9 protein-coding genes are annotated in these 11,542 nt (G+C 62.8%); 4 read left to right on the top strand and 5 right to left on the bottom strand.

What is annotated here, in order from left to right; translation table 11 throughout:
• Nucleotides 1–51: 51 nt before the first annotated feature.
• On the bottom strand, nt 52–1,473 hold the full coding sequence (locus tag VGM51_01285; GenBank protein ID HEY3411669.1) for a plastocyanin/azurin family copper-binding protein: 1,422 nt from the start codon (nt 1,471–1,473) through the stop codon (nt 52–54).
• Between the two features lie 163 nt (nt 1,474–1,636).
• On the opposite strand from VGM51_01285, the gene VGM51_01290 reads away from it, so the two are divergent.
• The 4 genes from VGM51_01290 to VGM51_01305 all read left to right on the top strand — a co-directional run bounded on the left by VGM51_01290 (nt 1,637) and on the right by VGM51_01305 (nt 6,974).
• The gene (locus tag VGM51_01290; GenBank protein HEY3411670.1) at nt 1,637–3,406 is read left to right on the top strand and encodes an ATP-binding protein; all 1,770 of its coding nucleotides are present in this window, start codon (nt 1,637–1,639) and stop codon (nt 3,404–3,406) included.
• A 222-nt stretch (nt 3,407–3,628) separates the two neighbouring features.
• A complete protein-coding gene (locus VGM51_01295; protein HEY3411671.1) occupies nt 3,629–4,210 on the top strand; it encodes a DNA starvation/stationary phase protection protein in 582 nt (193 codons plus the stop codon).
• Nucleotides 4,211–4,226: 16 nt separating this feature from the next.
• Entirely contained in the window at nt 4,227–4,520 is a 294-nt protein-coding gene (locus tag VGM51_01300) for a plasmid stabilization protein (protein ID HEY3411672.1), read from the top strand.
• Between the two features lie 390 nt (nt 4,521–4,910).
• Nucleotides 4,911–6,974: a kelch repeat-containing protein gene (locus tag VGM51_01305; protein ID HEY3411673.1), complete on the top strand. Its 2,064-nt coding sequence runs from the start codon at nt 4,911–4,913 to the stop codon at nt 6,972–6,974.
• Nucleotides 6,975–7,168: 194 nt separating this feature from the next.
• On the opposite strand, the gene VGM51_01310 is transcribed toward VGM51_01305, so the two are convergent.
• The 4 genes from VGM51_01310 to VGM51_01325 all read right to left on the bottom strand — a co-directional run bounded on the left by VGM51_01310 (nt 7,169) and on the right by VGM51_01325 (nt 11,439).
• Nucleotides 7,169–7,693 carry a sigma-70 family RNA polymerase sigma factor gene (locus tag VGM51_01310; GenBank protein ID HEY3411674.1) on the bottom strand — a complete coding sequence of 175 codons (525 nt, stop codon included), beginning with the start codon at nt 7,691–7,693 and terminating at the stop codon, nt 7,169–7,171.
• Between the two features lie 336 nt (nt 7,694–8,029).
• Nucleotides 8,030–8,647 (bottom strand): response regulator, encoded by a 618-nt coding sequence (locus VGM51_01315; GenBank protein ID HEY3411675.1) that lies wholly within the window; start codon nt 8,645–8,647, stop codon nt 8,030–8,032.
• Complete coding sequence (locus VGM51_01320; protein ID HEY3411676.1) at nt 8,644–10,389, bottom strand: GAF domain-containing protein; 1,746 nt, start codon at nt 10,387–10,389, stop codon at nt 8,644–8,646. Before VGM51_01320 ends, VGM51_01315 begins: the two co-directional genes overlap by 4 nt.
• 153 nt (nt 10,390–10,542) lie before the next feature.
• A complete protein-coding gene (locus VGM51_01325) occupies nt 10,543–11,439 on the bottom strand; it encodes a hypothetical protein (GenBank protein ID HEY3411677.1) in 897 nt (298 codons plus the stop codon).
• Nucleotides 11,440–11,542: the final 103 nt, after the last annotated feature.

Consider the following 11,542-nt stretch of genomic DNA (forward strand, 5'->3'; position numbering starts at 1 on the left):
CCATCGACTCCGTTCGTGCCTCATGTCGTTCAGGATTTCCCCCTGGGTGCGTTACGGCACCGGCAGGCCGAACAGCTTCCCATCGACGGTGTTGGCGATGACTCTGTCTACCCCCGATGTCGTGCCGGTCGCGGCGACGGCGCCGCCCGCCGCGGATCCCATCTGTAGCGCGAAACTGCCGCCAGCCATGCCGAAGTCGCCCACGGCATCTGCCGCAAAGGTATTGGCGCCAAGCAGCAGAGGCGAAACCAGAGCGCCCGATCCGAACGATACGGTTGAGGCGAGTGAGGCTGGTGTCCCAATGCCGTGCGCCGAAATGTAGTACACGGACCCGTTCTTGCCTCCAAATGCCGCCGTGTCAGTCGCGGCAGTGTAAAATGGCTCGGACAATGGTGATGCCGCGGCCGGCAGACTAACGGCGGCGCCATCGGTGGCGCCGGTCGCAAGGTTGATCTTGTACACCTTGCCGCTTGACCCGCCGACGAGTGCCTCACCGCTCCGGGATACCACGGGTGAGGTGTTGAGAGCGTCTCCCGAAGCCGGGATGGACTGCGGCGTCAGCGCCCCCGAAGAAGGATCGACCCGGAAAGTGCGCACATCGGCGCTCGTACCGACAACCAGGGTTCCGTCGAAGATGGCAGGCGACGAGCGAATGGTTACGGTGGAAACCCCGAGGGTGAGGGGCGCGGAAAACGCGCCCGCTCTCGACCGTACGAGCGCGGGGCCCGTAGCGGTTTGGATGCCCCAGTACACGTCATCGCCGCCTGTGTGGTGCACAAAGGCGGGCGCGGTCGGAATGGAGGCGCCGGCCATCGTGGAATCCGTCAGGATCCCCCCTGACGCAACGTCGAAGACGAGGGCGCGGCCGGAGTTGGTTCCGACGGCCAGCGCAAGCGCTCCGCCCACGCTTCCGAAGGATGGCCGCCCGGATACCGTTCCACCGAGATCCTTGCCGCCGGCCCAGTTGGCGGCATCCCCGAGAAGTGAGTCCAGCGCGTTCATCAGGTACAGTTTGGTTCCGGATGCGGCGGCGAGCAGCGTCTTTGCTCCGCTGCGTGCGGTAGCCACCGAGTTCTGTGAGGCGCCTCCAAGCGTGCGATAGGGCGTGGCGGCGCCGCTCCTCACCACGATGCTCGAGTGCATGTTGCAGCAAGCCCCGTGGAACTGGCAGTAATACGGATACGTGCCTGCCTGATTGAAGGGATATCCGGCTGTCCCGGGAGAAAGGGTGAACGTCGCGTCGTAGCTGTCCATCGCTCCGTCGAACTTGCCATCAGGACTGCCGACGGTACCGCTGGTCACGGTGTGATATCCAGCGTGCCACTGCCATGTCACCGTGTCGCCGGCGCTGATTGTCACGGACGCGTTGCTCGCGCCGAAAGAGTCGTTGGTTACGCCGATCGTTACGGTCGCCGCCATTGCGCCGGCCGCGAATACAGTGGCCATCAGAACCAATACGCATATTGACCGCATGTGTTTGCCTCCTCTGCAATCAGTGCTTTCATCGCGGCCTAACGAAAGCGGGCAACTCAGAGTTCCGGGCAGACGGTTCGACACGTCCGGCGCCGTCTGTCTGCGTTGATGGCGCACTCCAACGTGCTGCCGCGCTACAATGCTCCTGAAAGGGGACCGAACTATGAACCTTCCGGAGTGGGCGCTCACCCTCAAGGAGCGGTATGAAGCCGGCGTGGCCGGCGTCTTCCTCCTGCACGGCAACGTGCGTGACTATTACCGCCTCGAGGACCAGTACGAACTGCTGGTCCCGTACCTCTACAGCACGTTATTGGGAGCGGGTTCGGCCCCCGGCCACGGTAAGCTCGTCGTCATCTACAGCTTCAGCGGCGGGCTGCGCTGCCCCACGCCTGGGATGGAGGCGGAACTCCAGCGCGAGATCTACCGGTTCCGCGGCACGCGTACCGGCGCCGATATGATGGTCCCGGCCAACAGCGATGTGGCCACCACGCTCAACTACTACACGGACCCCGCTGAGGCCTTCCCGCTGCTCGAATTCCTCATCACCACGCACGAGCACATCGCCATTGTCATTGAAGAGGCCGAGGCCATCGCTCCGGCCAGCGACCTGGGCCTGATGAACGCCACCATCGCCCGCAGCCTGATGACGCTTCGGCGCTGGGCTGGCGATCCGCACCTCAGCCGGAAGGATGCGGTGGTCATCCTGGTCGCCGAAAACCTCTCGGACATTCATCCGAAGCTCCTGTCCGCGTCCGCCCGGCTCGAAACGATCCTCGTGCCGCTTCCCGACAGGGACAACCGCGCAGCCTACATCAATACGTTTCTGGCCCACGCCGGGTGGCCGAACGCGCTCAAGGATCTCACCGAGGAGCGCGTCGCGTCTTTGACCGGGGGGCTGACGCTGGAACAGGTGGACGACCTGCTTCGCACCGCGCGGTACAAGCAGGAGACCCTTTCGTTTGATTCCGTCATCCACCGTAAGAAGAGCCTGGTGGAGACGAGTGTCGGCGACCTGGTGGAAGTCATCCAGGGCGGCGCCGGCCTCGAGGCCGTCGGCGGCATGGAGCGCCAGAAGGCCATCCTCGGCCGCATCGTGGACGATATCAAGGCGGGGCATACGCGTCGCATTCCCAAGGGCATCTACATGCAGGGCGCGCCGGGCACCGGCAAGACGTTCCTCATGACGGCATTCGGAAACGCCAGCGGGCTCGTTACCGTCGTGCTCAAGTCTTTCTACAACAAATACGTCGGCGGCACCGAAGCCAACGTGGAACGCCTGCTTGGCATCCTCGAGGCGATGGGCCCGCTTCTCCTGATTCTGGACGAGTACGATCAGAGCTTCGGGCATCGCGGCTCGGGCGATGAAGGCGATTCCGGTGTCCGCCAGCGTGTGTGGGGCATGTTCAGCGCGTTCCTGTCTCGGCCCGACCTCCAGGGCATGGTTATCCCGGTCGCTTTGCTCAACCGTTCGGACCTCGTGGATGTCGCCAGCAAGCGGGCCGGCCGGTTCGACCTCCGCATGCCACTCTTCCTTCCGGACAAGGACGAGCAGCTGCTGATCCTGCAGCGCGCATTCAAAAACAACGCCGTCACGCCGGATATCCCGGATTGGGCGCCCGTAGCGGCCAAACTCGCCGGCAAGGGCTACTCACCCGCGGACCTCAACAAAATCGCGCAGCTCGCCGATGAACGATCCGCCGGGCAGGACCGCGAATCAGTCGCCCCCGAAGACCTGCTCTGGGTGATGGATGACTACGTTCCGAGCGAGGAGGAGGATCCCGAAACCATCGAATATATGGAGCTCCTCGCCGCCCGCTCCAGCAGCAGCAAATCCTTCCTGCCGGACCACTACCGCCGGATGCTGGACGAAGGCACGCTGGACAACCGCCTTCGCGAACTGCGCGGCAGCCTCCAGTCCCGCGGAGCGCTGTGACGTTCCGAGTTCCGAGGTCCGCGGCCCGAAACTTGGAACTCGGAACTCGGAACTGAAGCCACGAGCGATGAACTGTGAGTGTGCGGTCCGGAATTCATCGTTCATCGCTCCGCGTTCATCGCTTCCTCGCCTTCAGTCGTCCGTTTTCGCTCACCCATTCACGGGTACCCCAGTATTCAGGACCACAAGGTTCTGATTACACGATTCCAGGAGGTACCGAATATGGCGTCCCGAGCAACGGCCCACAAGGTCAAGGAAACAACCGTCCGTCACCCGGACGGTACGATGAAGATGCAGATGCGGGCTCTCTCCACCCCGCCCCAATTGGATACACCCACTGACCTCACGGCGGATGAGCGTGAAGCCATCGCCGCCGCGGTTAACCCGATCATCGCCGACGCCTTCGCTCTCTACGTGAAGACCAAGAACTTCCACTGGCATCTGGCCTCGTCGCGTTTTCGCGACCTGCACCTGATGTTCGACGAGCAGGCCGAGTCGGTGTTCGAGCCCATCGACGTACTCGCGGAGCGCCTGCGCAAGATCGGCTGCACCACGATGCGCAGCATCGGCGACATCGCGCGTACGCAGACGATCCCGGATGACGACGACGCGTTCGTTCCGGCCGAGGAAATGGTCTCCCGCCTTCTGGCGGACAACCGCCGGATGGCCAGGGCGATTCGTGGGGCCATCGAACTCACCGAGGAGAAGCGGGATACGCCTACCAGCAATCTCCTGCAGGAAGTCCTGGACCAGACGGAACGCCGCATCTGGTTCCTGTTCGAGGTCGGCGCCGACGCGTCTTGATTGAGGGAGGTGTTTGATGCCAAGGGGTGACAAGTCCGCCTACACTGGCAAACAGAAGCGGATGGCGGAACACATCGAGGATAGCTACAAGGAACGTGGCGTATCGGATGATGAGGCGGAGCGCCGGGCCTGGGCCACGGTAAACAAGGAAACGGGCGGCGGCAAGCTCTCCGGTTCGGGTCGCGCGCGTTCGGGGGCCGGTGTTACCGCGCGCACAGGGGGCTCAATGACTTCGTCAACGCGCCCAACCGCGGATCGGAGCGCCGCCGCCAAAAAGGGATGGCAGACCCGGCGGAGCAAGGTGGGGTAGTGCCCTGATGACCGGCCTGCCCCGGGCGGGCACCTCGTCGCAGGCCCGGGATCTGACAGGTGGTTAGCGCGGAATGCCCGGAGCACCTTTGCTTCGGGCATTCCGACATCCTGTGGCTCGCGTCCGCGAACATCAACCCTCAACGCTCGCCTCGTGTTCCACCGGCACGCTCTCGCATAGCCGCTCGACTGATGGACAGATATGTAACTCGCCGTCTAAAATGGGCAGTCGAACAGTGGAACACCACGCTGGATTTTCTCTCCTCCCTCGTGTTCGCTGTACGCTGCGCCAAATCTGGGCCAATGGCGTCGCGGACCGCGCTCCCCGCGCTCCGCCGTATCATACTTGCCGGTCGCGTTCTCAGCGTCGGCTGGCGAAGGGGTGGGTGTGATGATGAGTTCAGTCCACCGTGGGAGCCTCTCGAGGCGCTCGGCCCCCACCTGCTCTTTCCGCGAGGCGATCGCCGCGGGATGGAGCAATTCGCAGGCGTGGCTGCAAGTACTCCTCGCTCTTCTCGGTATCTCTTCCGCCTTTCGAGCCGTCGCGGAGGAACAGCCCCAGTGGCGCCAGGTGCAGCCGCCTCCGCGTCTCCTCGCTTCCATGGCGTTTGATAGCCTCCGTGGAAAGGCAATCCTCTTCGGAGGCCTGAATGGAAGTGTCGCGCTATCCGATACGTGGGCCTGGGATGGGCGCACCTGGACGCAGGTGGCCACCACCGGTCCTCCCGCCCGCAACGATGCGTCAATGGCCTACGACATCGCTCGCGATCGGGTGGTGCTCTTTGGCGGCTCAGGCGGCGCCGGTGGTCTCGCTGACACGTGGGAGTGGGACGGAAGCGCCTGGAAGCAGGTTGCCAGCACCGGACCGGTGGCATTGCACGCTGCTTCGATGGCGTATGATAGTGCGCGCGGCCGGACGGTGCTCTTCGGAGGCTATGCGGGCGGCTATCTTGCGGACACCTGGGAATGGGACGGGATTTCCTGGGCGAAGATTGCCGCCAATCGGCCTCCTGCCCGCTCAAGCGCCCCGATGGCATATGACAGTGCCCGAGGTAGAACCGTCCTTCACGGCGGCTATAGCGGTGGTCGCCTCACCGATACCTGGGAATGGGATGGAAGCGCATGGACGCAGGTCGCCACCACCGGGCCGACCTCCCGCGAATCCTCGTCTATGGCCTATGACAAGGCGCATGGCAGCATGATTCTCTTCGGAGGGTCCAATGGCAGTTATCTTGGCGACACCTGGGCGTGGAACGGGAGCGCATGGACGCGGGTTGCCACTACCGGTCCCCCCGCCCGCCTCTGCGCCTCGATGGCCGGAGACACAGTCCGGGGGAAGATCCTTCTCTTCGGAGGGTCAAATGGTGGGTGTCTCGCTGACACATGGGAGTGGGACGGGAGTGCGTGGAGCCTGGTGGCCGATGCCGGCCCTTCCGCCCGGTCATATTCCGCGATGGCATTTGATAGCGCTCGGGGAAAAACCGTGCTCTTTGGCGGATTGGATCCGGACAGTGTGAATCTGTACGATACGTGGGAGTGGAACGGCAATACATGGAAACCAGTCGCCATAACCGGCCCTCCTGGCCGGTACGCCGCAGCGATGGCGTACGACAACATCCGGGGGAAGACCGTCCTTTTTGGCGGGTATGGTAACAGCGGCCGTCTGGGCGATACGTGGGAATGGGACGGAAGCGCGTGGAAACAGAGGGAAGTGTCCGGGCCTCCGGCACGCGACGTGGCGTGCATGGCCTATGACAGTGCGCGAGGCAGAATGGTCCTGTTCGGAGGCTTTGGGAGCAGCAGTCGCCTGAACGATACCTGGGAATGGGATGGCACGATCTGGCGTCAGGTTGCTGTCGACGCGCTCGCACCGTGGCCCCGCGATTCGGCATCCCTGGCATACGACAGTTCACGGGGCAAGACCGTCCTCTTCGGAGGCTGGGATGACAGATATTATGGCGACACGTGGGAATGGGACGGGAGTTCATGGAGGCTGGCCGCTACATCCGGTGCGCCTGCACGCTCGATGGCATCATTGGCGTACGACAGCATCCGGGGGAAAACCATCGTCTTCGGTGGTTGGGGGGCTGCCGGTCGTCTCTCTGACACGTTGGAGTGGGACGGAAGCACGTGGAAACCGACAACCACCGCCGGGCCTCCGGCGCGTTACTCCGCTGCGATGGCGTATGACAGCGCCCGAGGCAAGACCGTTCTCTACGGAGGGCAGGGTGTCGCCGGCCGCCTTTCGGATACGTGGGAGTATGGCGTATACAGGGTGTTCACCACGCAGGATGCGCTCGCATCTCTCCGAATCGCTGCGGGTATCACCGGGGTCAGCCAGGATGCGATGAAGACCCTGGACGTGGTGCAAAGTGGTTCATCGGCCGGCCGTGTTGACATGAACGATGCCGTGGCGATCGCCCGCAAGGCCGCCGGCCTCGATCCGAACCTGTAAGGGGAATTTGGAACGAGCGAATGCCCGGGGCAACCTTGCTCCGGGCATTCATTCTGCCTATTCAGTTACGTGTTGGGGGCTATCCCGTTTTCGGTAATCGTGTTCAGTTCCGGGTTATGGTCTTCCATTCCGGGTTGTGGTCTTCCGTTCCGGGTTGTGGGTATTCAGTTCCTTCGATGTTCTGTCATCCGCCTCTACTGTACGACGGCCAACTGGTTGCGAAGGTTCTCTCGGGCGCGGAAAAGGCGGCTGCGGACGGTGCCGATCGGGATTTTCAGCTCGGCCGCGATGTCCTCGTACGGCCGGTCCTCGATCGCTGCGCGCTGGAGGACGGCGCGGTGCTCCGGCGAGAGGCGTTCGATTGCTTTCTGGATGCGCTCGTCGCGATGGCGCTTCCAGAACATCGCTTCGGGCTGGCGGTCTTCGTGATGGTCCGGCACCATCGCCACGCCGCTTTCGGTCTCGCAGAGGCCGTCCAAACTGAGGGTTTCATTGCTGCGGTGGAATCGCCGGAAACGGTTGATCGCCACATTGCGGGCGATAACGGCGGTCCAGGCGTTCATGTTGGTTTCGGGCTGAAATTGCTCACGCTTGCGAAAAGCGCGCACGATGGTCTCCTGGGCGATGTCTTCCGCCTCATCGGTGTCTCGCGTCCAACCCATGGCCAGCCGGCGGAGCCGGGGCCGTTGCAGTTCCAATGCCTGTACGAAAGCGTCCATGTCAACGTATCCTTTCCCTGTTCCGCGGGTGCGGAAACATTCAGCAGGAAAAACGAAAAAACGCCCTGCAAGCGGATGCACTTCCGCGACAGGACGCTCATGGTCATGGCCGTGTCCCGCGATCATGGCGGGGGTGGCCGAAACTCTCTTGAATTGGAATTATTGTAACTCGTATCTCAGAATGCCGTCAATAATTCCTGTCATATTTTTTTCTAATATATACGGGCCGTTCCACATGGTCGAGCCAGGCATTACGGTCGGCTTCGAATGGCGCCTCGTCACTGCTGAAGGCCCGAAAGCAATCACTCTATACCCACCGTGGAAGAGAATCAACCTCTATTTCGGTTTCCCTATCCCCAGCGCCGCGCGAAAACTCTCGTCAGCAGCAATCACGTCGTGCGCCGTGATTTTGAGCGTTTTACGCGTACTGCGAGCGAGCCCCTGAAGGTGTTCGAACGCATCCTGCTCGGGCAGGCTCAGCCGTTGCATCACAACGCCTTTCGCGCGCTCTATCAGCTTCCGGGTCTCCATCATATCGCGCAGGGAGTCGGCCTCCCCTCGCGCTTCCATCAGCATCGCGAATCTCGCCTGTGCGATACGGATGGCCGGGAGTAGCTGCTCGCGCGTTACCGGCTTGACCAGGTACGCGGCGGCGCCGGCCTCCAGGGACGCATTCACGGTTTCCTCGCTGCTGTATGCGGTGACCATGATAATCGGGACCGGCCGCGCCGCCGTGATCGCCTCCGCCGCCTTGATCCCGGACAGCACCGGCATGTTCACATCCATCAGTATCAGGTCCGGGAGCGTTTCGTTCGCCAGGCGGATCGCTTCCTTGCCGTCGGCCGCCTCGCCGACCACGCGGTACCCGGCGGACTCGAGCGCCTTCCGCAAATGCATCGCGGTGATGTCTTCGTCTTCGCAGATGAGCGCTGAAAGGGGCTTTGAATCGGTCATGCCAGTTTGCCTCCGGGAAGTGTGACGCGGACGACGGTGCCGTTGTCTCGAAGGTAGGCAACGCTGCCTTTCAAGTGGCGCCGCGCAAGTCGTAAGACGAGTTCCGTGCCGAGGTGCCCATCCCGTTCCGGGTCGAAGTTCTGGGGCAGGCCTTTGCCGTCATCGTGAACCTCCAGCACAATCCCATCGGCTCCGCTGTGCAGGCGCACCCGCACGATGCCGTTGGGATGCTCCGCCAGACCGTGCTCCACCGCGTTTGCGACCAGCTCCGTCACGATGAGCGCCAGCGACGTGGCTTCCTTGCTGGGCATCACCACGTCGTCCGCCTCGATGACGATGCGAACCTCCTGCTCGGTGCGCCTGTGCGACGAAATGGCCGCCGGCACGAGCGATTCCAGCACCGGTCTCACGCTGACACCCCGCACGTCGGCGTCCTGGCTCAGGAAATCGTGTACCAGCGCGATGGCGCGTACCTGGTCCGTAACGCGGTGCATGCCGGCGCGCAGATCGCCCGGCTGCATCAGGTGCATCTCCAGCAGCGACGATATTGCCTGGAGGTTGTTCTTCACGCGGTGGTGCGTCTCTTGGATCGCCGTTGCCAGCAACTCGGAACGCTCTTCGGCGGCGTGCAGCAGACGGGCATTGTCCAGCGCCAGGCCCACCTGCTGGCAGATGGACCGCAGCAATTGGAGGTCGCGAACGGTGAACTCGTGGTTGTGGACGCTGGCGACGCTCAACACTCCGAGGGTTCGGCCGCGCGCGGTGATCGGCACGCTCGCGGCGTTGTCCACCGGGCGGCCGAAAATGCGATCGTAGCAGATGCGCGCGCCGGGATCCTCCATCTCGGAAAGGACAGTCGCCTCGCCGCGCTGAAGGACGCACAGATCGGGGTTGGGATCGTGGCAGCAGTGCGCCTTGTCGGCCAGCGCCGGGAGGCCGGCCACGGCGGCCACACGCAGGCGTCCGTCCTCTTCCAGGTGGATGATGCCGGCGTCCAGGCCGGTAACCGCCAGAACCGTCTGCAGAACGTCCGTGGCGATCTCGTCCGACCGCATCGAGCGCGCCATCATTTGCGCCACACCGTTCAGCGCGGCCAGTTCCGCGGCGCGATTTTCCGCTTCGGCCGCCTTTCGCGCAAGATCCGCCGTCCGCTCCGCCACCTGGCACTCAAGATCCGCCCTGGCGCGCGCGGCCTCCTCAAACAGGAGCGCGTTCTGGATGGCCACTGTCGCCTGCGCGGCGAAAACACCCAACGCCTCGAACTCATCCTGGGTAAGGATTCGCGTCGACAGCATCGCCAGGATGCCGAGGACCTCGCCGCGGAACATCAGCGGATAGGCGGCGAGGGACTGAATGCCTTCCCAGCGGATCCACTCGAAATCGGTGTCCCGCCGATGCTCGGCCACATCAGTCCGGAGCACGGGCCGGCGGTCGAACGCCACCGCCGAGATACTGGTGTGGCACAGTGGCATGCGATGGTAGAGCTCATTCACGTCGGTGGAGAGGCCGGCGCTGGCGTACAGGTGGAGCGCCACATTGGCCAGCGGCGTCAAGTCATCCTCCAGGCAGAACGCGCAGGCCGAATTGGGCTGAAGGAGCCAGATGCGCGCGAGGGCGGCCCCCATCTCTTCGGTGAGGCCGTGCGTCACCGCGTCCAGCACGTCCTTGAGGGAATGGCTGGATATGGTCTGGTAGGCGATGCGGTCCATCGCCCGCCGGGGATTGAGTTCGGTCTTCGGCATACCTTCAGTATGCCGGGTGTGCGAAGAACTTGCCCAACGGGAGCGGTGGAAGGCGGATGGGGGGTTGGCAGTCTAGGGCAAGGCATCCAGCATCCAAACCGGGCGGCCCCTCTTGCGCCTGGCCGCCCGGTTTTACGTGTGAGGTATTTTACCTTACCTCTTCTTCGGCGATGCCTCTGTAGCCGCGGGCTTCGAAGCCGAGGCGGAAGGGATCCTCGCCTTCACCGCATCAAGTACCTGCTTCCGCTCGTCGCCGGTCAACGCAGACCCTTTTAGGCTGGCCTGAAGCTCTTTGAGGTCGTAAGGCGGCGAGGAGTACGCCACTATGAGGAACTGAACGATCTGCCGCCCAAATTGCTTGTCCAGGTCGTGAAGTTCCCGCTGGGTGGAGAACTCTTCAATATGGCGGTTATTCTTCTCGACAGCTGCTGAATACTGCGAACGCACCTGTGGATCCTCGATGTCATTTGGGTCCATCCCTGACACAAAATTCACCCGCGCTCCTGGCGGCAGACCCACGTTAAGCATCGGCACATCGTTGAAATCGTATTCCTTGATCACTGTGGCTCGCACTTCGTGGAGGAGGGACAGACAGTGTAGCGCATCCTCCTTGCGATTGGATTGCCAATCCTGTTTCGAGATCCAAGCCGAATCGTTCAGGAGAATGCCTGTCAGTTGGTGCACCAGGCTAATGGGAATCGCGTTACTACGGTCGAGAGCCGAAACCGCATAACCCCGAACCACCGCATACGTGTTGGGATCGGGTAGTCCCTTACTCAGTTGCTGGCACGCCGTCACCATCAGCGCAGCGTACAAATCCGCGTCGTGGTGAGCCCATTTCCGCTCGATCTCGGAAGCGGCAAGTTTCAAATCGTCCTTGTTGGCGGGGTCAATGGCATCCAAGCGAGCACGATCTTGCTTGAACTCTAGCTTCTGCGCCTTTTCAGCAGACAGCCACATGCGCGGAGGCGCAGCGGCCGCCCGTTGGGTCTGCTCGATCGACGCAATTACGCACAGCACACCGATCGTGATGCGCAGCATACGTAGCATAATACCCTCCTTATTGGTCTGAGGTCCGGGTTTCCGATACACTAGGCAACGGACGGACCACGAAGTGTTCCCGCGGTCGACCACGCATTGGGTCACCTTTCCA

It is taken from the genome of Armatimonadota bacterium, from assembly GCA_036504095.1.
GTDB lineage: Bacteria > Armatimonadota > DTGP01 > JAKQQT01 > JAKQQT01 > DASXUL01.

Bases quoted from the DNA above. Each gene is read 5' to 3' on its own strand.
- VGM51_01290 (HEY3411670.1), top strand. From the start codon at position 1,637: ATGAACCTTCCGGAGTGGGCGCTCACCCTCAAGGAGCGGTATGAAGCC.
- VGM51_01325 (HEY3411677.1), bottom strand. From the start codon at position 11,439: ATGCTACGTATGCTGCGCATCACGATCGGTGTGCTGTGCGTAATTGCG.
- VGM51_01285 (HEY3411669.1), bottom strand. From the start codon at position 1,473: ATGCGGTCAATATGCGTATTGGTTCTGATGGCCACTGTATTCGCGGCC.
- VGM51_01295 (HEY3411671.1), top strand. From the start codon at position 3,629: ATGGCGTCCCGAGCAACGGCCCACAAGGTCAAGGAAACAACCGTCCGT.
- VGM51_01305 (HEY3411673.1), top strand. From the start codon at position 4,911: ATGATGAGTTCAGTCCACCGTGGGAGCCTCTCGAGGCGCTCGGCCCCC.
- VGM51_01310 (HEY3411674.1), bottom strand. From the start codon at position 7,693: ATGGACGCTTTCGTACAGGCATTGGAACTGCAACGGCCCCGGCTCCGC.
- VGM51_01320 (HEY3411676.1), bottom strand. From the start codon at position 10,389: ATGCCGAAGACCGAACTCAATCCCCGGCGGGCGATGGACCGCATCGCC.
- VGM51_01315 (HEY3411675.1), bottom strand. From the start codon at position 8,647: ATGACCGATTCAAAGCCCCTTTCAGCGCTCATCTGCGAAGACGAAGAC.
- VGM51_01300 (HEY3411672.1), top strand. From the start codon at position 4,227: ATGCCAAGGGGTGACAAGTCCGCCTACACTGGCAAACAGAAGCGGATG.